The 20838-nt window shown below is 34.6% G+C and carries 19 protein-coding genes; 4 read left to right on the top strand and 15 right to left on the bottom strand.

Annotated elements, in window-relative coordinates:
• The first annotated feature begins 28 nt into the window (after positions 1 to 28).
• Positions 29 to 3394, top strand: a complete 3366-nt coding sequence (locus Q73A0000_RS15115; RefSeq protein ID WP_193811754.1) for a T9SS type B sorting domain-containing protein — start codon at positions 29 to 31, stop codon at positions 3392 to 3394.
• Positions 3395 to 3540: 146 nt separating this feature from the next.
• On the opposite strand, the gene fmt is transcribed toward Q73A0000_RS15115, so the two are convergent.
• The 5 genes from fmt to folK form a co-directional block, all read right to left on the bottom strand.
• On the bottom strand, positions 3541 to 4488 hold the full coding sequence (gene fmt, locus Q73A0000_RS15110) for a methionyl-tRNA formyltransferase (RefSeq protein WP_193811753.1): 948 nt from the start codon (positions 4486 to 4488) through the stop codon (positions 3541 to 3543).
• A gap of 45 nt (positions 4489 to 4533) precedes the next feature.
• Positions 4534 to 6441: an ATP-dependent DNA helicase RecQ gene (locus Q73A0000_RS15105; RefSeq protein ID WP_193811752.1), complete on the bottom strand. Its 1908-nt coding sequence runs from the start codon at positions 6439 to 6441 to the stop codon at positions 4534 to 4536.
• Between the two features lie 87 nt (positions 6442 to 6528).
• The gene (locus tag Q73A0000_RS15100) at positions 6529 to 7971 is read right to left on the bottom strand and encodes an OmpA family protein (protein WP_193811751.1); all 1443 of its coding nucleotides are present in this window, start codon (positions 7969 to 7971) and stop codon (positions 6529 to 6531) included.
• 68 nt (positions 7972 to 8039) lie between these two features.
• A complete protein-coding gene (locus Q73A0000_RS15095) occupies positions 8040 to 9140 on the bottom strand; it encodes an OmpA family protein (RefSeq protein WP_193811750.1) in 1101 nt (366 codons plus the stop codon).
• Positions 9141 to 9151: 11 nt separating this feature from the next.
• Positions 9152 to 9574 carry a 2-amino-4-hydroxy-6-hydroxymethyldihydropteridine diphosphokinase gene (folK, locus tag Q73A0000_RS15090; protein ID WP_193811749.1) on the bottom strand — a complete coding sequence of 141 codons (423 nt, stop codon included), beginning with the start codon at positions 9572 to 9574 and terminating at the stop codon, positions 9152 to 9154.
• A 20-nt stretch (positions 9575 to 9594) separates the two neighbouring features.
• Here folK and sppA point away from each other — a divergent pair, with 20 nt between their 5' ends.
• Entirely contained in the window at positions 9595 to 11352 is a 1758-nt protein-coding gene (gene sppA / locus Q73A0000_RS15085; RefSeq protein WP_193811748.1) for a signal peptide peptidase SppA, read from the top strand.
• A gap of 76 nt (positions 11353 to 11428) precedes the next feature.
• Here sppA and Q73A0000_RS15080 read toward each other — a convergent pair whose 3' ends face one another.
• From Q73A0000_RS15080 to Q73A0000_RS15045, 8 genes are all read right to left on the bottom strand, one after another.
• Positions 11429 to 11683: a GlsB/YeaQ/YmgE family stress response membrane protein gene (locus Q73A0000_RS15080; protein ID WP_193811747.1), complete on the bottom strand. Its 255-nt coding sequence runs from the start codon at positions 11681 to 11683 to the stop codon at positions 11429 to 11431.
• A 154-nt stretch (positions 11684 to 11837) separates the two neighbouring features.
• Positions 11838 to 12791 carry a signal recognition particle-docking protein FtsY gene (gene ftsY, locus Q73A0000_RS15075; protein WP_193811746.1) on the bottom strand — a complete coding sequence of 318 codons (954 nt, stop codon included), beginning with the start codon at positions 12789 to 12791 and terminating at the stop codon, positions 11838 to 11840.
• A 108-nt stretch (positions 12792 to 12899) separates the two neighbouring features.
• On the bottom strand, positions 12900 to 13055 hold the full coding sequence (locus Q73A0000_RS15070; RefSeq protein ID WP_193811745.1) for a DUF4295 family protein: 156 nt from the start codon (positions 13053 to 13055) through the stop codon (positions 12900 to 12902).
• An 18-nt stretch (positions 13056 to 13073) separates the two neighbouring features.
• Positions 13074 to 13256, bottom strand: a complete 183-nt coding sequence (gene rpmG / locus Q73A0000_RS15065; protein WP_193811744.1) for a 50S ribosomal protein L33 — start codon at positions 13254 to 13256, stop codon at positions 13074 to 13076.
• A 2-nt stretch (positions 13257 to 13258) separates the two neighbouring features.
• The gene (gene rpmB / locus Q73A0000_RS15060; protein ID WP_193811743.1) at positions 13259 to 13501 is read right to left on the bottom strand and encodes a 50S ribosomal protein L28; all 243 of its coding nucleotides are present in this window, start codon (positions 13499 to 13501) and stop codon (positions 13259 to 13261) included.
• 147 nt (positions 13502 to 13648) lie between these two features.
• The gene (gene murB, locus Q73A0000_RS15055) at positions 13649 to 14668 is read right to left on the bottom strand and encodes a UDP-N-acetylmuramate dehydrogenase (protein ID WP_193811742.1); all 1020 of its coding nucleotides are present in this window, start codon (positions 14666 to 14668) and stop codon (positions 13649 to 13651) included.
• A gap of 3 nt (positions 14669 to 14671) precedes the next feature.
• The gene (locus Q73A0000_RS15050) at positions 14672 to 15190 is read right to left on the bottom strand and encodes a DUF2199 domain-containing protein (RefSeq protein WP_193811741.1); all 519 of its coding nucleotides are present in this window, start codon (positions 15188 to 15190) and stop codon (positions 14672 to 14674) included.
• Between the two features lie 209 nt (positions 15191 to 15399).
• Positions 15400 to 16605 carry a pyridoxal phosphate-dependent aminotransferase gene (locus Q73A0000_RS15045; RefSeq protein WP_193811740.1) on the bottom strand — a complete coding sequence of 402 codons (1206 nt, stop codon included), beginning with the start codon at positions 16603 to 16605 and terminating at the stop codon, positions 15400 to 15402.
• A 333-nt stretch (positions 16606 to 16938) separates the two neighbouring features.
• On the opposite strand from Q73A0000_RS15045, the gene Q73A0000_RS15040 reads away from it, so the two are divergent.
• Complete coding sequence (locus tag Q73A0000_RS15040) at positions 16939 to 17355, top strand: IS110 family transposase (protein ID WP_193811739.1); 417 nt, start codon at positions 16939 to 16941, stop codon at positions 17353 to 17355.
• Between the two features lie 68 nt (positions 17356 to 17423).
• A complete protein-coding gene (locus tag Q73A0000_RS15035) occupies positions 17424 to 17897 on the top strand; it encodes a transposase (protein WP_193811738.1) in 474 nt (157 codons plus the stop codon).
• Between the two features lie 137 nt (positions 17898 to 18034).
• On the opposite strand, the gene Q73A0000_RS15030 is transcribed toward Q73A0000_RS15035, so the two are convergent.
• Both Q73A0000_RS15030 and Q73A0000_RS15025 read right to left on the bottom strand, forming a co-directional pair.
• On the bottom strand, positions 18035 to 18418 hold the full coding sequence (locus Q73A0000_RS15030; protein ID WP_193811737.1) for a VOC family protein: 384 nt from the start codon (positions 18416 to 18418) through the stop codon (positions 18035 to 18037).
• A 242-nt stretch (positions 18419 to 18660) separates the two neighbouring features.
• A complete protein-coding gene (locus Q73A0000_RS15025) occupies positions 18661 to 20802 on the bottom strand; it encodes a M3 family metallopeptidase (protein ID WP_193811736.1) in 2142 nt (713 codons plus the stop codon).
• Positions 20803 to 20838: the final 36 nt, after the last annotated feature.

Raw genomic sequence — 20838 nt, 5'->3', positions numbered from 1 at the left:
TAATTTTGTTAACCTAATTTTTATATCATTGAAAAATTTACTTTCTTTAGTTTTTGCCTTATTTTTTACATTTGCATCAGCACAGATGGATACTGAACATTGGTTTGCTCCGATGGCTGGAAGTCCTGGTTCCAACGGATCATTTCAACCAGAAAGTTATTTATATCTTTCCACGAGTGAAACTATTCCTTTTCAGGTTGAAATCTATAATAACAACATTCTTTACACTACCGTCCAAATAGCGAAGGGAAGTCCTCAAACAATTGACATTCCTTTTAACTTCATGATGACGATCTTGAGTAATGAAATGTTCACACCGGTTCCGATGGGGATTCATGTCAAAGGTTCTAAAAAGTTTTTTGCTAACTATCGATTTGCTGTTCCCAATCACGCAGAAATCATTACTTCTAAAGGTTTAGCTGGAGTTGGTAAAAACTTTTTCGCAGTGATGGCACCTCTTACCGCAGCACAAGACTATATCAATGCAACGATAGGAATCATTGCTACTGAAGACAATACTACGGTAAAATTATCTGGCTATAATCCCGCGGTAGTTTTTGCGGATGGCACAAGCAGCCCAACTAAAACATTTACTCTAAATAAAGGACAGTCCTATATTATTGATGCGATTAGTAATAGAGACCAAGCAAATAGAGCCGGCTTAGTCGGTGCTAAAATCGAAGCAACCCAACCTATTGCAGTGACTAACGGAAACTTTAATGCGATTTACACTAATGAGAACTCCAGTAATAATGACATATTAATGGATCAGTCTGTTCCGGTAGAAAGACTGGGTAATGAATTCATTATGGTAAAAGGAAATGGTCCTTCTAACAACAATATGGAATCTGCTCTTATTGTGGCATCTGAAGATAATACCCATATTATGATTAATGGCGTAGACACAGGAGTTGTTTTAAATGCGGGAAAATATCATGTATTTGGCGTGAGCAATTATGTAGATCAAGGAAAAGATCATTATAACATGAGTATTTCCACTACACAAAATGTATATGTATATCAACTTCTAGCTGGAATCCCTACGGGCAATGTTTATGCAACAGGAGGCTTTAATTTCATTCCTGCACTGAGTTGTTTTTTACCAAATAAGATTGATGAGATTTCTTCTATTAATCAAATTGGCTATGAAAATTTTAACACTAAACTTAATATCATTTCCGAAAAAGGAGCTACAGTTAGAGTAAATGGAAATGTACTTTCCGGCTTCCAAGGTCCTTTTCCGGTGCAAGGCAATTCAAATTGGGAAACTTACACCGTATTAAATGTGAGTGGGAATATTACCGTTAATTCAACAAAATCCGTCACTGCTGGAATTGCTGCTGGAAATGGCGCAGTCGGCTACGGTGGTTATTTTGCAGGTTTTAGTTCAGTACCAGTTATTTCTAAAACTGGAGATTGCTATTCGGGCGTTTTATTACAGGTTGATGATTCTTATGATCAATATCAATGGTATTTAAACGGAGTAACTATTCCAGGTGCAACTACTTATTTCGTTAATCCTGATATCTTTGGTCCTGGAGATTATACATGTATCATTACCAAAACGAATTGCGATACAAAACTAACTACACCGTATCAATTCACTTCTTGTCCACCGATTTCCACGACTGCATTTACGATTGGATCTTGTAACACGACTAAGATTACTCCAAACTTCACAACTTCTACACAAGTAATTGTACCGGGTAAAACCAGAGTTAGCATAAAACCATCCTCTGGAACTGCAACCGTAGATGCTACAACAGGAATTATTACTTATACTCCGAATTCTACTTTAACCGCAGATACTTCAGATATTTTTGTTTATTATATTGAAGGAAACGGAACTCCCGAAGACACCGAATATTTTAAAGTAATCATAAATATAAAAGTCCTTCAAGTTAAAGATGATACGATTAGAGTTTGTCCAAATCCAGATGGAACAGGAACTTTCAATTTGAGTTTTGCGAATATTTCAACCGATATAACGAACACAATCCTCTACTTTACTGATCAGGGATTAACTAATCCGATTACCAATTTCACCAATTACAATACTAATGGCGGAATTGTTTACGCTAAAATCACGTCTTCATTTAGATGCATTAAAGTTGCACAAATTACTTTAGAGATTACAAGTCCCCCAATTTTAAATCTTGCTGCATTTAACTCTAATTTCTGCGATGATCTTTTTACAGGAAGTATCCCAATTAAATTTTCAACTATTTCTCCGCAGATTATTTCGAATTACAATAGCTCATTTATCGTAAAATACTATTTAGATCCTGCCGATCAACAAAGTGGCAACACCAAATTTCTTCCCGATAATTGGTCTTTCTCTAACAACACAACAGTCTATATCAGAATAGAAAACACTGCGGGTTGTCCGGTTGTTTTAGGACAAATGGATTTTACGATCGGGATTAAAACCCCATTAATAACTATAGATCTTACTGATCCCATTTGTGATGATAAACGTAATGACTCAGTAACTGTTGATTTAAATAAATATGTATCACAATTCACTTTAGATTCATTAACACCTCTATTTTTCGCTTCTATCGCTGATGCAAGAAATAATGTGAACCCGATTTCAGCCTCACAAACCTTAAGTACCGCTTCAAAAACTTTTGGTATAAGACTACAAAACTCCTCCGATTGTCCAAATGTTGGTGAGATTACGATTATTAAAAAAACTCCAGATGAATCCTTGGTTTTACAGGATCAGATTATTTGCGGAACTTCAACAACATCTTTAGACGCAGGGTCAGGATTCAATTATTATAAATGGAGCACAGGTGAAGAAGGCATTTTAACATCAACTATTTCAAATGTAGGAATTGGTACTTATTACGTAGATTTAACTTCCAACGGATGTACTTATCGACAAACCGTAAAAGTCACCGCCTCAGAACTTCCACAAATCACCAATATCGATATTTCAGGAAGTACAGCAACTGTTTTCGCAAACGGAGGAACACCTCCTTATCAATACTCATTGGATAATATCACTTTTCAAGACTCCAATATTTTCAGTAATGTTCCACGAGGTCTTCGTAAAGTTTATTTAAAAGATGCTCAGAATTGCGAAACCATTAATAAAGAATTTTTAATTCTCAACTTAATTAATGTCATTACGCCAAACGCAGATGGCAAAAATGATGTTTTAGATTATTCGGATTTAAGCATTAAAAAAGACGTGAAAATAGAAATCTACGATCGCTACGGAAATCAAGTTTTTATTTCTCAAAAAACACCTTATATCTGGGACGGTAAAATAAACGGGAGAGTTCTTCCGACCGGAACTTACTGGTATATTTTAAACTGGATCGAACCTGCAACCAATTTACCCGTTATGTACAAAGGTTGGGTATTATTAAAAAATAGAAATTAACACCATTTTTGATATTGGATTAGTTACAAAAAAATGCCAGAGTTTAGAACTTGGGCATTTTTTATTTATAGAAAACTCAGTAAAACAATTGTACTGATTAACTATTGAAAGCGATTAATTATGGCAAATTAAAAACAGAAATTAAATTATGCCATCGAAATATGGTCGAAATGTTGAAATCCATTTAAGAAATCTTTGACTGACATTCTTTTCTTTCCTTCAAGCTGAACTTCTTCTGGCACATAAAAACCGTCTTTCGTAAATATTTTAAATTGATGTTTATCGATTTCTAAACTTCCTGGCGTTTTATCATGAGTTTCATTTTCAAATTTTCCTTTATAAATTTTTAAGAATTTCTCGTCTTCTCCAATTTTAATGGTTGTAAAAGAAGCAGGATATGGCGACATTCCACGGATGAAATTATGAACAGTTTCCGAATTTTGATTCCAGGTAATTCTAGTATCTTCTTTAAAAATTTTAAAGGCATTTTTTGGATGCTCAACTTCTGGCTGCGGTTTCTCCTGAATTGAATTTTCCGACAAACCATCTAAAGTTTCAACCACGAGTTTCGCGCCCATTTCCATTAAACGGTCGTGTAATTCACCGGCATTTTCTTCTGGTGAAATTTCAATTTCATTTTGTAAAAGAATATTTCCTTCATCAATTTTTTCATTAATAAAAAAAGTAGTTGCACCTGTTTTTTTCTCACCATTAATTACGGCATAATTAATTGGAGCCGCACCACGATAATCAGGCAACAAAGATGCATGAAGATTGAATGTTCCCATTTCTGGCATTTCAAACAAAATCTTCGGCATCATTCGGAATGCTACCACAACAAAAACATCAGCGTTTAAATTTTTGATATTTTCTAAAAATTCAGGATCTCTTAATTTCTCTGGTTGAAAAACTGGTAAATAATTTTCAACGGCAAATTCCTTTACTGCAGATTGATGAATCTTTTGTCCACGTCCACTCGCTTTATCGGCAACCGTTACTACTCCAACAACTTCATGATGCGATTGATGAATAGCTTCTAGTGAAGTTTTTGCAAATTCTGGAGTTCCGAAAAATATAACTTTTAATGATTTCATTGAATATAATAATTGAGGATGTTTAAATAAATATCAGATTAATTTTTAATCATGATTATAACAGTACGTTCTAAAATTGAGCATTTTTACCTTACCCGAATCGAGCAAATGAATCAGATTTTCTAAAATATTTTCTTTGCCAAAATAATTAAGTTTAATGGAAATCTCTTCCACGTTTGCTGGAGACCTTTTTAATATTTCTAAAATTTCAGCGGAAACATCACGTCCGAACACCGTTTCTTTTTGTTGTTCACAAACCGAACAATGACCACAGTTTTTCGCATTCTTCTCGCCGAAATAAGACAAGATCAATTTCATTTTACAAAAGTCATCATTCTGAACAAAGAATTTCATTTCTTCCCATTTCTGAATTTTGTTCTTTTGAATCTGAGAAAAAAGATTCCAGTACTTTCCTTCTATAGCTCGCTGATCTCGATGCTTCAAAAATTTAACACTCGATAAAGCGCCATCGATATAATCTAAATAGCCTTTATTCTGTAATTCCCGCAACCGCTCTTTTACCAAATGTGGATCTGACTCGATTTTATTACTAAAGGTTTTTTCACTGAACATCACTTTGTGCGTGGTAAGTCCTGAAAGTGTTCTTAATAAAAGTTCGATAAAATAAGCGTCTTTTTTTGGTAATAAATCAATTTCATCAGAACCAATTTTGAGTTCCAATGACGAAAGAGAATTTTGATAGTTATAGAAAATAATTTCCTGATGATGCAAAAACTGAAGAACGTTTCTAATCTTTGCTAAAGACACTTTTGTAAATTTCTGAATTCTTTGAATATGAAGCTGGAAAACATTTCCAGGCAGATCATTTTCCGCAATTTGAAAAGTGGAATATAAATAAGAAACAATATTCTGAAACTCTGATTTCGATGGGATTTGATTAATCAAAATTTGATCAAAATTCTTTAATTCCTGTTCGTTCCAAAGTAGAAAAGCATGAGAATCTACGCCATCCCGACCAGCTCTACCAATTTCCTGATAATAATTTTCAATAGAAGCAGCGGGAGAAAAATGGATAATGAACCGCACATTATCTTTGTCGATTCCCATTCCGAAAGCATTGGTGGAAATTAAGACTTGGTCTTGACTTTGAAGCCAATGGTTTTGTTTCGCATTTTTCTCTTTCACCGGAATTCCTGCATGAAAAAAATCAACGTTGGTGATTTGATTTCGGTGAAGAAAACTCGATAATTCTTCGGCTTCTTTTCGAGTTCTGACATATATAATTCCTGAAGAATTATTATATTTTAAAAGATTTCGAACTCTTTCGTATTTGTCAGCAATTTTATCGGATATAATTTTAAGATTATTTCGTCTAAAACTTTTCTGAAAGATGACCGGGTTTTTAAGGTTCAGTTTTAACTGAATTTCCTGCAAAACTTTTGGAGTTGCAGTTGCGGTTAATGCAACACAAGGAATGTTTTTTAATTGATCTCTGAAGGCTTTGATATGCTGGTAACTCGGACGAAAATCCTGTCCCCATTCTGAAATACAATGCGCTTCATCTACCGCAATAAATGAGATCTGAATTTCTTCTAAATTCTGAAGAAATAACCGATTCGTTAAACGTTCTGGAGAAATGTATAGTAATTTAGTCAAGCCATCTTTGCAACGGTTAAAAATCACTTCGGCATCATATTCGTCCAGTTCTGAAGAAAGATATTCAGCTTCTATTCCAAGTCTCTTCATCTGAGAAACTTGATCTTTCATCAAAGCCAAAAGAGGTGAAACAACCAAACATGTTCCTTCTAAAATCAAAGCCGGGAGTTGATAACAAATTGATTTTCCACCTCCTGTCGGAAGTAACGCCAAAGTATCTTTCCCTGAAATAATAGAATTAATAATTTCTTCCTGCGAGTCTCGAAACGTGTCGTAGCCCCAAAAATGCTTTAAGGTTTGTTGCTTTAATTTTTCAAAATCATGGGTGGAAATCATGGAGTAAAATTACTGAAATAGATGGCATAAAACAAGAAAAGCCACGATTAACGTGGCTTTCTTTAGTATCTAAAAGTATTTAGAAAGTTACTTTGCTTCGAAGTAAACTCTTCTATTCGCTCTGTTTTTCCATTCTGGACATTTAGTTGCAGGCTCACATTCTGGATATTTAAGGTTTGTTTCACCTCTTCCAATCGCATCTAATTTACCTGTATTAACGCCGTTCTTGATTAAATAATTCTTAACATTATTCGCTCTTCTTTCAGACAATTTCTGGTTGTAAGCGTCAGTACCTCTTGTATCAGTACCTCCAATTACATAATAAGAACCCTCAGATGAATTAATATAGTTAATTGCATTGTTTAGAATTGGAGTATTTGATGGAAGAATTCTGTCTGAATTCAAATCAAATTCAATTCCTTCTAATGTTCTTGTCTCATCCGAAACAGTTGATTGTGAATCTAATGGACAACCGTTATTTTCAACTGGTCCCGGAACAGTCACACACTTGTCATACAAGTCAATTACACCGTCTAAGTCTGTATCTAAAGCTACACCTGCACCGTCAACTCTCGCACCTAGAGGTGTATCAAGTTGTCTGTCCCAATCATCACAAACTCCATCATTATCAGCATCTCCTTTTTTACAAACTTCAACATCCTGGTTTCTATCAGCCAAAACATCTAACTTATAATAAATCTCCTGGAGTGGATCATGCCAGAAAAGGTGAGCTTCATGTTTACCTAAATTTAATGTTGCTCCTAAAGTAACATTAATTAAGTTATCTGAAGGGTTATCATTAATTTTTCCATTATATGATGTACCACCAGCTCCATCAAAGTTATCATCACCGCTTAACACATACATCCCTCTTGCTTCAAGATCCAAAGATTTTGTAGCACGGAATTTTAGTCCTGCACCAGCTTGTCCGAATAAACTACCTAATTTAAATGGTTTGATTTCCGTTACTAAATTTTGATTATAAACAGGACCTGCATCTTGTCTATAAGCTCTATATGCTAAAGTACCAACACCGGCATAACCGTGAAGTGCCCATCTAAACGGAGATTTATTATCTACTCTTCTCAAAAGGTTTGAAAAATTAATATCTCCTAATAACGAAATCGCATCATATTGTGTTCTTGATCCATCACCACTTGAAGCAACGTGATCTTTTGTATCTACAAATCCTTGTCTTGATTCTCCTTTATCATACTGAAGTTTAAGTCCAAAAGCATGAGTAAGTGCTTTATCAACACTTAAATAAGCAGACCAACCAAAAAGGTTTTTTCCTGCTCCGTAGCCTTTCAGCGAAGTAAGATCTGAAGACTGCATCAATGGAACCCCAACACCAGCAGAGATAGCCCAATCATTAAATCTTTTTGACTCTTGTGTAAAAGGAGATACGTTTGCCGAACCTGAAGTATAAGGATTAGGATAATTAGCAGTAGAACTGATAATCGAATCCTGCGCAAAAACCGCCGTAGGCAATACGAGCGCTAATGCAATACTTGTTAAATTTAGTTTCATATTATTTGTTATTTTTTTAATTAATGAAAGCTACTTAGTTGTTTTTAAATACAACATTTCACTTCTTTTTATTTTGGATTCACATTAATTGGACAACCATTATTTTCAACTGGTCCTGGAACCGTAACGCATTTATCATACAAATCGATGACACCATCTAAATCCATATCCAATGCTACACCTGCACCATCAACTCGCGCTCCTGCAGGAGTATCAAGCTGTCTGTCCCAATCATCACAAACTCCATCATTATCTAAATCTCCTTTTTCACATACTACAAAATCATTATTTGCATTATCTAAAACATTTATTCTAGAATTAATGTTTTGCAATGGATCAAACCAGGCAAGATGCGTATCGTGTTTCCCAAGTTTAAATGATAAACCTAAGTTAACTGTTAGCATATTATCTGAATTTCCATCTTTAATTGCATTATATCTAGGAACTCCATTTTTCCCAAAGCCACCTCCATCAAAAGAGTCATCACCAGAAATAATATACATTGCTCTGGCTTCAATATCAATCAATTTAGAAGCATTGAATTTCACACCGGTTCCGATTTGGTAAAAGAAACTGTCTAAGGCTAATTTTTGCTCAATTTGAACAGGAATTCTTCTTGGGGTCGTACTCCATCTAGACATATCATTATCAAGTAACAAAGTTCTATAACCTTGCAAACCAACTCCCCCATAACCATGCAAAGCCCATCTATATGGCGAATGATTATCGGTACGACGAACTAAATTAGAAAAATTAATATCACCTAAGATAGAAACTTGATGATATTTTGTATAAGCAGTTGCTACGCCTGCTGCTATTCCTGCTGCTCCTGGTAACAGAGCTTTTTGATTGGTCTTACCCATTTGATATTGCAAATTCATCCCAAATGTATGTGTAATTTGCTTATCTAAACTAGCGTAAGCGTTCCATCCAAAATTAACCTTTCCGTCGTAAAAGGAAGTAACGTCTGCATTTTGCATAAATGCACCACCACCGCCTACAGAAATAGACCAATCGCGAAACATCCTTGATGAATTATCAAAGTGTTTAACTTTTGCGGATCCAGATGAGTAAGAATTGGGATAGTCACCAGTAGTATTGACAGCAGAATTATTCTGCGCATAAAAAGCAATGGGTATTGCTAATGTTAATAATAAATTTAATTTCATATTTGGTGTTTTTAATGTTTCGAAAGTTCATCTAACAATTTCCTAGAAAAATCACGTTGATATAAATGCTTGTGATGTGGAATTTTTAATTCTTTGCACCAGAAACGCAGATTACCAACACATACTACATCTATATCGATGATCCTGTCTTGGTACTCTCCTGAAATCAATGTATCATTCTCCCTACCCATCTCTCTTTCAATTGATTTTATTCTATCTAAGAGTTTTACGGGAGAAAATTGTGTTTTTATTACTAATGCAATATTACAAAAAATATTATTACTAACAAATTCTACAGGGTCAGTAACTAACGTTTCACTTTTCCTTATAATCTCTCCAATCTCCTGCTCTATCTTAAGGAGAGCTAACTCAATATTACTTTTGGTATCTCCCAGATTGCTTCCGAGTAACAAAGTGACTTCATGTTGCGACATATCGTTCAAATATATAAATTATGAAGAGTTTTTTTAAAAATGTTATGGCAAATATAGTTGCTATTATTATTATAGCTGCAGTGTTTTCACTGTTTTTAATAATGATAATCGCAGCAAGCGCCTTCAGCGGTGATCAAAAACCTAACATTAAAAACAACACTATACTTACACTTGATTTTAAAACAAATATCATCGATAGCCCTACAGAAGACCAAGACGAGCTATTTGCCTTCGGTGATAAGCAGAAAAATATATTAATATTTGATATGCTCGAAGCCATTAAAAAAGCAAAATCAGATGATAAAATTAAAGGAATAAGTATTGAAACAGATGGACTTCGTGCCGGATTTACACAGTTAGATGATATTCGTAATGCTTTAGAAGACTTTAAGAAAAGCGGAAAATTCGTCTACGCTTATGGTAATGTTGTATCACAACCGGCTTATTATTTAGGTTCTGTCGCTGATCAGTATATTCTAAACCCAGCTGGTGGAATTGACTTAAAAGGTTTATCAATGGAAGTCCTATATATGAAGAGCTTTGCAGATAAATACGGAATTGGAATTCAAATCATCAGACACGGTAAATACAAATCTGCTGTAGAACCATTTATGCGAGATGATATGTCTCCAGAAAATAAAGAACAACTCTCAACTTTATTAAATGATATCTGGTCTGTTAACTCACAGAAAATCGCGACTTCAAGAAAAATTGATTCCGCACAGTTTCGTACCGTTGTTGATAGTCTTTATGGAGCGATTCCTACTTTAAGTTTAACTAATAAATTAGTAGATAAATTAATGCAGAAAAGTGAGTACGATCAAATGATCAAAACAAAACTTAATCTTACTGCAACAGATAAACTTACGAAAGTCTCTTTTAAAAAATACATCAATTCTTACAGCGATGATTCTTCTAAAAAAGATGACCAGGTTGCGGTACTTTATGCATCGGGATCTATCTATAATGGTGAAGGTTACAAAGACATTTATGCCGATAATTTCGTGAAAGAAATTAAAAAGCTATCTGAAAATGATAAAGTAAAAGCAGTAGTTCTTAGAATAAACTCTCCTGGTGGAAGCGCAAATGCTTCTGATGAAATCCTATTTGAACTACAACAGCTGAAAAAGAAAAAACCAATCATTGTTTCTTTTGGTGACTATGCTGCTTCTGGGGGATATTATATTGCAATGGCTGCAGATAAAATCTATTCTGAACCTAACACATTAACTGGTTCAATTGGAGTTTTTGGGATGATCCCTTACTTTAAAGAACTTGCAAATAAAAATGGACTAAGTTCTCACGCGGTAACGACCAATGCAAATTCCAATATGTATTCAGCGGTAAATGGAGTTACACCAGGTGGAGTTGCAATCCTAACAAAAAGTGTAGAACAGACTTATAAAAGATTTGTACATTTTGTAACAGAAAACCGTAAGAAATCATTTGAACAAATTGATGAAATAGGAGGCGGTAGAGTTTGGAGCGGAACGCGTGCTAAGGAAATCGGCTTAGTTGATGAATTGGGAACTTTACAAGATGCAATTAATTTCGCAGCACAAAAAGCGAAGTTGAAAGATTATGGTGTTATGAGTTATCCAAAAAAAATGAGTCCGTTTGATCAAATTTTCAAAAACTTAGATGAAGATGAAATTTCTGCAAGATTGATTAAAAATAAAATCGGCGCAGAAAACTACAAGATGTTTGAACAAATGACCAATCCAAAATTACAGGAAGGTGTAATGATGAAAGTGCCTTTTGAAATTAAAATAAATTAAACGCTGTAACAAGTCCATTTAAAATTAAAAATCCCGCCCTGAAATTCAGAGCGGGATTTCTTATTATCCTAATTTATTAATTACGTCTAGTGGCCATACCATATATCCAGAGGATAATTAATGCACCGGCAACAGCTAAGAACATACTTCCGATATTAAAACCGGTTACATCTCCTAAACCTAATAGTTGACCTACAAATGCACCAACATATGCACCTACGATTCCTAAAATAATAGTCATCAACCAACCCATTCCCTGATTTCCTGGCATAATCATTTTAGCGATTGCACCTGCGATAAGACCAAAAATGATCCAAGTTAAAATACCCATAGTTTTTAATTTTAATGTTAATATTAAGTACTTATTATTGTTGATTAATAATCAAACATAAGACCAAAATGATAAATATCATAAAAGCTGGTCCAGAAAATACTTATTTACTATTTAAAATCAACTATTTCTATAAGCTGAATATTCCTGAAGTCTATCGTTTTTTAAAGAAAGAATCTACGAACTCCGCACCATTAAACAACTGCAAATCAGTCATCTTCTCACCTACACCAATATATTTTACAGGGATTTGAAATTGATCAGAAATCCCGATAACCACTCCACCTTTCGCAGTTCCATCTAATTTTGTTACTGCTAATGCATTCACTTCAGTCGCAGCTGTAAATTGCTTTGCTTGTTCAAAAGCATTTTGACCAGTCGAACCATCCAATACCAAAAGAATCTCGTGAGGCGCATCAGGAATTACTTTCTGCATCACTCTTTTGATTTTAGTCAATTCGTTCATCAAGTTCACTTTATTGTGCAATCTTCCCGCAGTGTCTATAATCACGACATCAGCTTTATTAGCAACAGCACTTTGCACCGTATCGAACGCTACAGAAGCAGGATCGCTTCCCATATTTTGCTTCACAATAGGAACGCCTACTCTTTCACTCCAAATCACCAATTGATCAACAGCCGCAGCACGGAAAGTATCCGCCGCTCCAAGCACCACATTTTTCCCTTCTGATTTAAATTGATGAGCAAGTTTTCCAATCGTCGTTGTTTTACCAACTCCGTTTACACCAACAACCATAATAACATATGGCTTTTTAGTCTCATCTATATTTCCAGATCCGGCGTGTGGATTATCTAAAAGTAAACCTGTAATTTCTTCCCGAAGAATTTGATCCAACTCATCAGTTCCCACAAATTTATCTCGTGCAACACGTTGCTCAATTCTTTCAATAATTTTAATGGTGGTAGATGCACCAACATCAGAAGCGATTAGTATTTCTTCCAAATTATCTAAAACATCTTCATCTACGGTGGATTTTCCAACAACAGCTTTCGAAATTTTTTCAAAAAAACCTTGACTCGATTTTTCTAAACCTTTATCTAAAGATTCTTTCTCCTCCTTCTTAAATATTTTTTTATACCAACTCATTATAAAAATTACAAATTTGAAATTATAAAAATTGCCAATGGCAAACAAAGATAAAATAAAAAAACTACCCCAATAGGATAGTTTTATATATTCTCGTGTGAGTGAAAATTATTTTTTCAAATAAGAATCAACTTCATCAGCGTTCATTACTTTTTCATCAAAAACGTAAGCTCCACTTTTAGCAGATTTTACCATTTTTATAACTTTGGTCATTTTCTTTGAACCTGCACCACCTTGAAGGGTTGCTACTACTTTTTTTGCCATTTTTTATTCTTTAAAAAATTACTTAATTTCTTTGTGAACAGTATATTTCTTAAGAACAGGGTTGAATTTTTTCAACTCTAATCTTTCGGTAGTGTTCTTTTTATTTTTAGTAGTGATGTATCTTGACATTCCTGCTACTCCAGTTTCTTTGTGCTCAGTGCACTCCAAAATCACTTGTACTCTATTCCCTTTTTTTGCCATGATTATGATTTTTTAATGAAACCACTTCTGATTCCTCTTAGTATTGCTTCGTCAATCCCTATTCTATTGATAATTCTCAATCCATGAGCTGAAACTTTTAAAGTTACAGATTTCTCTTGCTCTGGAAGGTAAAATTTCTTTTCCAATAAGTTAATTTCAAAACGACGTTTCGTTCTGTTTTTTGCGTGAGAAACATTGTTTCCTACCATGGCACGCTTTCCTGTTATTTGGCAAATTCTTGACATATCTCGATGTTCTTATTTCTGAATGAATATTTGAGAGTGCAAAATAACGAAGAATATTTTAGTTAGACAAATAATATTGTAAATTATTTTAAAGAAAATTCAATCTTCTGCACTACTGTTATTTTAAAAGGCAATTTCCCTTTTATATTAAATTATATTAACCTCCCTTTCCAGCTCTATTCCAAACTTTTCTTTCACTGATTCAATAATCATGGTGGAAAAATCAAAAACCTCTTTTCCCGAAGCCAGACCTGTTTTATTTACAATCACTAAACTTTGAAGTTCATGTGACGCCACATTTCCAATCTGTTTCCCTTTCCAACCACATTGTTCAATGAGCCAACCAGCAGGAACTTTCACTAGGTTTCCATTCGGATAATGAGGCATTTCAGGATATCTTTTCTGCACCTCTAAAAACTGCTCCATCGGAATGGAAGGATTCTTAAAGAAACTGCCTGCATTTCCAATAACTTTTGGATCAGGCAACTTACTTTGCCTAATATTAATAACAGCTTTAGAAACCTCCTGAATGGTCGGGTTTTCAACACCTAAATTCTTCAATTCAGATTGAATCGCACCGTATTCTGTTTTGATTAAATGATCTTTTCGAGTCAATTTAAAAGTGACTTCCAGAATAACATATTTTCCTTTTCCTTCTCTTTTAAAAATAGATTCCCGATAACCGAAATCGCATTTTTCATGATTGAATTCTTCCACCACTAAAGTTTCCAAATTCAACACTTTACAACTAACAAACGTATCTTTAATTTCCGTTCCGTAAGCACCAATATTTTGCATTGGCGACGTTCCTACATTCCCTGGAATCAGTGATAAATTTTCTAATCCACCATAGTTTTGACCGAGACAAAACTGAACAAATTCATGCCAGTTCTCACCCGCTTTTGAAGTCACTAAAACTTCATCTTCATTCAATATTTTTTCAGAAATACCTTTCAAATTTAATTGAAGAACGACTCCCTCAAAATCTTGGGTAAATAAAACATTACTTCCGCCACCTAAGAAAAGCAACTTAAATTTTTGAACAGAAGTGTTTCTGAGAATCTGAGTAAGTTCGTCCAAAGAAGTAACTTCTGCGAAATACTTTGCAGAAACATCAACACCAAAAGTATTTTGCTTTTTAAGAGAATAATTTTCCTGGATATTCATTTTTTATTGAGAATTAGTTGACTGCATATTGTGAATTCTTTTTTCGGCTTCTTCTTTGGTAATTCCGTGATAAAAGTCAACCACAAACGGATGGCTAAAATCCAGTTGAGGATACACTTCCGGCCGTTCATTCCCCGGTTTTGTTTTAACATCCATGGCGATACTTTTTTCAAACTGATAATCCGGCAGCGCATTGCTCAACCAACCGAAATAAACCGTTTCGTGATTTTCATTATTGAAATTAGCTGCGTAATCCTCGTAACTTGCTTCACTTAAAGAAACCCAAAGTCCGTATTCCAAATACAGAGCGGATTTTGCAATCTTCTGCTTTAAAACCACACGAATAAATCGGTCTATTCGATCCGGATATTCAATCGTACAAAAATCACTATCAATATGAATTTTGTAGATGTTTTTTTGTTCTTCTGTCAGCCAATAATACGAATTGGGATATGCAAAAGTGAGCGCGGGATAAGTGTGATGAATTTCACCACAAATGCCACATTTATTTTCTAAACTCATTTTTAAAATTTATGAAAATTCTATTATTTAAAAATATTGAAGTAATTATAACTACAAATTCTTTACAAACCTCGTTAAGTAAAATTAAAGATTCGACACAGTCAAAAGCCTTCGTGATCGTAATTTTCAATACAACATTGCATTAAAAACTTTGCGACTTTGCGTTAAAATAAAAAATTAAAAAGCGGGCTAAAAAACCCGCTCATAATTTAAAGACCAAATTCGATCTTATATTTTTGCAGTGCGTCATTCAATAACTCCACACTCCTTCTTAAATCATCTTCTTTCAAAACATAAGCAATTCTCACCTGTTTTTTACCCAATTCCGGATTGCTGTAAAAACCGCTCATTGGCGCCACCATAATGGTTTCGTTGTTATGAGAATAACTTTCAAGCAACCATTGCGCAAACTTATCAGTATCATCAACCGGAAGTTCAACCGCACAATAGAATGCACCTTTAGGTTTCGGACAAATCACGCCCGGAATTCCATTCAATAAATCCACCAAAACATTTCTACGGTGCGTATATTCTGCACGAACTTTCAAAATATATTCTGTATCATTCTGATGAGCTGCCGCCGCTGCAATTTGCCCCAAAAGAACCGGACTCAATCTTGCCTGCGCAAAAAGCATCGCAGCATCATGAATTTTTTTAGATCTCGTAACCAAACAACCGATTCTTACGCCACACATTGAGTACCGTTTTGACTCTGAATCAATTATAATACAGTTTTCAGCGATTTCAGGGAAATCAAACATTGATACTGCCTGCTTTCCATCATACACATATTCTCTGTAAACCTCATCAGAAATAATCACGATATCGTGTCTCAAAGCCATATCGGCCAATTTCTGAAGCTCTTCTCTTGTATAAAGATAACCGGTTGGATTCCCAGGATTACAAATTAAAATCGCTCTTGTTTTTGGTGTGATTTTTTTCTCAAAATCCTCAATCGGAGGCAATGCAAATCCAGTATCAATCGTGGAAGAAACCGCTACAACATTCACATTGAAAGTATTTGCAAAACCATTATAATTCGCATAATAAGGCTCCGGAATAATAATCTCATCACCATCATCACACAAAGTTGAAATAGCAAAATTCAACGCTTCCGATCCTCCATTAGTCACCATGAAATTATCGGTCGTAAGATCCGTAAAACCAAGCGTGTGATAATAATCTTTCAGCGCCGTTCTGTAATCTAAATTCCCTTCAGAAAGTGCGTATTCAAAGATTTTCAAATCATTGTTTTTCACCGCATCCAAAGCTGTTTGTGGCGTTTCAATATCAGGTTGACCAATATTCAAATGATAAACTTTAATTCCTTTTTGTTTCGCTTGCAGGGCGAAAGGAACCAATTTTCTTACCGGCGATGCGGGCATATTTTGCGCTCTATGAGATATTTTTGGCATGATGATATATTTTTTGCAAAATTAAGAATTTTTTTCGGAGCAAAACGATTTTCGCTCCTTTGAAAAACACGTCCGGCTCTCCGTTGCAATCTGTCATCCTATGTTTGCATAAGTATAATATAGGATTAAATCTCTAAATGTTAATAACTTTATGTAGTAATAAAAAGGAAAGGGTAAAGAGAAAGGTTATTACTTGTCATTTGTCTTAAAGACCGTTCGCAATGAAAATCACTTTACCCCTACTACATAAACTTGGACAGATCATGAGGCATTAAAGCCTGTATTAAGGATAGATAAGTTACAGTAGTATTTTCCTTTTAAAAAATTATTGTTATGTGTAAATTTATAGGAATTGACATTAGTAAGCAAGTTTTTGATGTAAGTTTTTTAGAAAACGCAGATTGGAAACATGTGGTTTTAGAGAATGGTAAAGTTGGTTTTAAAAAACTTTTAAAGCTAATTGGTAAAGAAGATTTGGTTGTGATGGAGGCTTCGGGAAGTTATTATCTTCCACTGGCAGATTTTCTTTTCAGTATGGATGTAAAAGTTGTGGTAGAAAACCCTTTGGTAATAAAACGCTACTCACAATCAAAATTAAAACGAGCAAAGACAGACAAAGCAGATTCAAGAATCATATCGGAATATGCACAAAAGAATGCAGAAGATCTAAAATTATGGGTTCCAGATAGCGAAGTTGTATCAAAAATGCGGCAATATTTACGCGTGTTCAACTGCTTCAAAAACAGATAAACCAAAGTAATAATCAATTAGAAGCTTTTACAAGCAGTGGTTTATTGGATAAAACCTTGGAAAATGAGATGATAAATTCTGTAAAAAATCTTAAGAAAAGCATTGAAAAATTGGAATTATTGATCGAAAAATTGGCAAAAGCAAACTATGCAAAAAGCGTAGAATGTTTAACTTCAATTCCAGGAATAGGTATGAAAACTGCTGCAATGCTCATTGCTACAACCAACAATTTTGAGAAATTTGAAAACTATAAACAACTCATTGCATTTGTTGGTTTTAGTCCCAGAATTTATCAAAGTGGAAGTAGCGTGCGAGGAAAAGGTTCAATTTGCAAAATGGGTAAATCTCAAATAAGGAAACTTTTATACATGTGTAGCTGGTCTGCAAAAAGGTGGAATAAATCGTGCAAAGACATGTATGAAAGATTAATTGCAAAAGGAAAACCAGAGCGTGTTGTGAAAATCGCTATCGCAAATAAGTTATTAAAACTCGCATTTGAAATCGGAAAGAAACAAGAAAAATATGAAGTAAATTATTGTTAAAATACTTGCATATTAACACAGATCATTGCGAGTGAAGCGAAGCAATCCGTTGAAATATTTGTTTTTTTTCGCAATAACAGGATTTCCTCTTCGATCCGGGCTAGAAGTTCAGGTGGTTTGTATTTCCGAGAAATGATTCAGTCTTTCTGTGTAGAAATTGCCCAATAATTTCCAGCCAAATCACAAAAAGCGCCCCGAATATCATCATCATCCTCACGTTGATTGGGTTCCTCAATTTTCTCAGCACCATTCGCTAAAGCTTTTTCAAAAGTCTCAAACACATTCGGAACATAACAATGAAGCATCACTTTCTGCGCCGGATAACCCGGAACACTGTTGCTCATCATCAAAACCGTATCATCAATTTTGAGTTCAAGATGTTGCACTCTTCCTTCGTGTTCAATTCTGCGCAACTGCTCAGCATTAAAAATACTTTTGAGCTGTGTTGCAAGTTCGTCTGCATCATCTACAATCAGATAAGCCGAAAGCGAATTATAATTTTTGGGTTTATAATCTTTCATCTTCTATATTTTTAAAAAGTTGACAAGAATAAAATTACGCAAATTAATAATAATAAAATCTTGATAATCCAAATCCTAAACTATTTTAGCATACCTAATTTCCGTAGAAAACTTAATCCTCTTAACTTTTTACCCAAAATCTTAATGGTAAAATTCAACATTGCTTTTACGTGAACTTCCCAAACAAAAAAACCGCAGAAATTTCTGCGGTTTTTTAATACCTATTATCTAAATCCTACGACCTATTTAATAAATCCTTTATCTTTCAACAAAGGTTTTAAATCGGGATTTCTTCCGGTAAAGTTTTTAAATGCTTCATTTAAATCCATTGAATTCCCTACCGACAAAATGTATTTACGGAAACGGTCTCCATTTTCACGGGTCATTCCACCATGCGTTGTGATCCAGTCCCAAGCATCAGAATTCAACATATCACTCCACATATATGCGTAATATCCTGCTGAATATCCACCGCCCCAAATGTGAGCAAAGTATGGAGAATGATATCTTGGCGGAACTTCTTTTAAGTTAAAACCATATTTCGCCAACACCTCTTTTTCAAATTCTAAAGTTGGTTTAAACTGTGAAGCATCAGTTACAGAATGCCATCCCATATCGATGGTTGCAGCAGAAACTAATTCCGTCGTAGAATATCCCTGATTAAAAGTTCCGGCTTTTTTAATTTTATCAACTAATGCTTGAGGCATCGGTTTTTTGGTTTGATAATGTATTGCATAATTTTTCAATACAGAAGGTTCCAACGCGAAGAACTCATTAATTTGAGAAGGGAATTCTACAAAATCACGCGGCACATTTGTTCCTGAAATCGAAATATATTTCTGATCTGCAAACAATCCGTGTAAAGTATGTCCGAACTCGTGGAACATTGTGGTAACGTCATCATAAGAAATCAAAGAAGGTTTTCCTTCCGCCGGTTTCTGGAAATTGAAAACATTTACAATTACAGGTTTCTGACCTAATAAATGAGATTGCTCTACAAAATTACTCATCCACGCTCCACCGTTTTTATTATTTCTGGTGTAGAAATCCAAATAATAAATGGCTAATGATTTACCATCTCTATCGAAAACCTCATACGCTTTCACATCAGGATGATAGACCGGAATATCATTTCTTTCTTTAAACGTAATACCGTAAAACTTTTCCGCAGCATAGAACACTCCTTTCTCCAAAACAGTTCTTACTTCGAAATAAGGCTTGATTTGATTTTCATCTAAATCGTATTTTGCTTTTCTAACCTGTTCAGCATAGAAATTCCAATCCCACGGCTCAACCGTAAATCCTCCTTTTTGCTGATCGATTAATTTTTGAATTTCGTTACTTTCTCTTTTTGCCGTTTCTACAGCAGGAGTTGCTAATCTTGCTAAAAGGTTCATTGCATTTTCCGGAGTTTTCGCCATTTGATCCTGGAGCTTCCATTCAGCAAAAGATTTTTTGCCCATCAAATGTCCTTTTTCCATTCTCAGTTTCGCTTCTCTTTCAAGAATACTTCTCGTATCATCGGCATCGCCTTTTTCAGCTCTGTACCAAGATGCTTTGAATAGCTTTTCTCTGGTTGCTCTATTTTTCAAATTCTGAAGCATCGGCTGTTGCGTCGTATTTTGCAAAGCAAGAAGATAACCTACTTTTCCGGCTTCTTTTGCATCCGCAGCTGCAGCAGCAATTTCATCCGCAGAAAGTCCGTCCAATTCTTTTACATCAGTAATTAAAAGTGCTCCATCTTTTCTCGCATTCAATAATTTACTTGTATACTGCGTAGAAAGCGTCGCTAACTCTTCATTGATTTTTTTAACCTTCGCTTTATTTTCAGGAGAAAGATTCGCTCCGGCAATTTCGAAATTGGTGGTATATAATTCCAGCATTCTTTTTTCTTCAGAACCTAATCCTTCAGTTTTTATGGCTTTAATTCTGGCATACAATTTCTCATTCAAAAGAATTTTATCGCTGAGGGCAGAAAAAATCGGTGCGTACTCTTCTTCCAATTTCTGCAACGTCGGGTTCGTATTCGATCCTGTCAGATTATAAAATACAAATTGCGCTCTTTTCAAAACTTCACCACTATTTTCTAAAGCGACGATGGTATTTTCAAAAGTTGGAGCTGCAGAATTATTGGCAATTTGGTCAACTTCTGCCATTTGAACTTTCATACCATAATCAAAAGCAGGTTTGAAATGTTCATCCTTAATTTTATCAAATTCCGGTGCTTGGTATTGCAGCGAACTTTTTTTCATAAACGGATTATTCGCCATATTAGCGTCCGGAGTGGGAATTTCAGTGGGAGAACTTTCAGTTGTTTTCATAGTAGTACAGGCAGTTGTCATTGCCAGAGATGAAATTAAAAAAACAGATGTAATATTTTTCATTCGTAAATTGTTATTAAAGGATAAAGATATTAATTT

Source organism: Kaistella flava (ex Peng et al. 2021) (assembly GCF_015191005.1).
Lineage (GTDB): Bacteria > Bacteroidota > Bacteroidia > Flavobacteriales > Weeksellaceae > Kaistella > Kaistella flava.
The sequence above is the reverse complement of the archived record's forward strand: the minus strand, read 5'-3'. Positions and strand labels throughout refer to the sequence as shown.

What these genes read in the sequence shown, in the direction of transcription:
- fmt (WP_193811753.1), bottom strand. Translation starts at nt 4,488, where the DNA reads ATGAAATCATTAAAAGTTATATTTTTCGGAACTCCAGAATTTGCAAAA.
- Q73A0000_RS15105 (WP_193811752.1), bottom strand. Translation starts at nt 6,441, where the DNA reads ATGATTTCCACCCATGATTTTGAAAAATTAAAGCAACAAACCTTAAAG.
- Q73A0000_RS15100 (WP_193811751.1), bottom strand. Translation starts at nt 7,971, where the DNA reads ATGAAACTAAATTTAACAAGTATTGCATTAGCGCTCGTATTGCCTACG.
- Q73A0000_RS15095 (WP_193811750.1), bottom strand. Translation starts at nt 9,140, where the DNA reads ATGAAATTAAATTTATTATTAACATTAGCAATACCCATTGCTTTTTAT.
- folK (WP_193811749.1), bottom strand. Translation starts at nt 9,574, where the DNA reads ATGTCGCAACATGAAGTCACTTTGTTACTCGGAAGCAATCTGGGAGAT.
- sppA (WP_193811748.1), top strand. Translation starts at nt 9,595, where the DNA reads ATGAAGAGTTTTTTTAAAAATGTTATGGCAAATATAGTTGCTATTATT.
- Q73A0000_RS15080 (WP_193811747.1), bottom strand. Translation starts at nt 11,683, where the DNA reads ATGGGTATTTTAACTTGGATCATTTTTGGTCTTATCGCAGGTGCAATC.
- ftsY (WP_193811746.1), bottom strand. Translation starts at nt 12,791, where the DNA reads ATGAGTTGGTATAAAAAAATATTTAAGAAGGAGGAGAAAGAATCTTTA.
- Q73A0000_RS15070 (WP_193811745.1), bottom strand. Translation starts at nt 13,055, where the DNA reads ATGGCAAAAAAAGTAGTAGCAACCCTTCAAGGTGGTGCAGGTTCAAAG.
- rpmG (WP_193811744.1), bottom strand. Translation starts at nt 13,256, where the DNA reads ATGGCAAAAAAAGGGAATAGAGTACAAGTGATTTTGGAGTGCACTGAG.
- rpmB (WP_193811743.1), bottom strand. Translation starts at nt 13,501, where the DNA reads ATGTCAAGAATTTGCCAAATAACAGGAAAGCGTGCCATGGTAGGAAAC.
- murB (WP_193811742.1), bottom strand. Translation starts at nt 14,668, where the DNA reads ATGAATATCCAGGAAAATTATTCTCTTAAAAAGCAAAATACTTTTGGT.
- Q73A0000_RS15050 (WP_193811741.1), bottom strand. Translation starts at nt 15,190, where the DNA reads ATGAGTTTAGAAAATAAATGTGGCATTTGTGGTGAAATTCATCACACT.
- Q73A0000_RS15045 (WP_193811740.1), bottom strand. Translation starts at nt 16,605, where the DNA reads ATGCCAAAAATATCTCATAGAGCGCAAAATATGCCCGCATCGCCGGTA.
- Q73A0000_RS15040 (WP_193811739.1), top strand. Translation starts at nt 16,939, where the DNA reads ATGTGTAAATTTATAGGAATTGACATTAGTAAGCAAGTTTTTGATGTA.
- Q73A0000_RS15035 (WP_193811738.1), top strand. Translation starts at nt 17,424, where the DNA reads ATGATAAATTCTGTAAAAAATCTTAAGAAAAGCATTGAAAAATTGGAA.
- Q73A0000_RS15030 (WP_193811737.1), bottom strand. Translation starts at nt 18,418, where the DNA reads ATGAAAGATTATAAACCCAAAAATTATAATTCGCTTTCGGCTTATCTG.
- Q73A0000_RS15025 (WP_193811736.1), bottom strand. Translation starts at nt 20,802, where the DNA reads ATGAAAAATATTACATCTGTTTTTTTAATTTCATCTCTGGCAATGACA.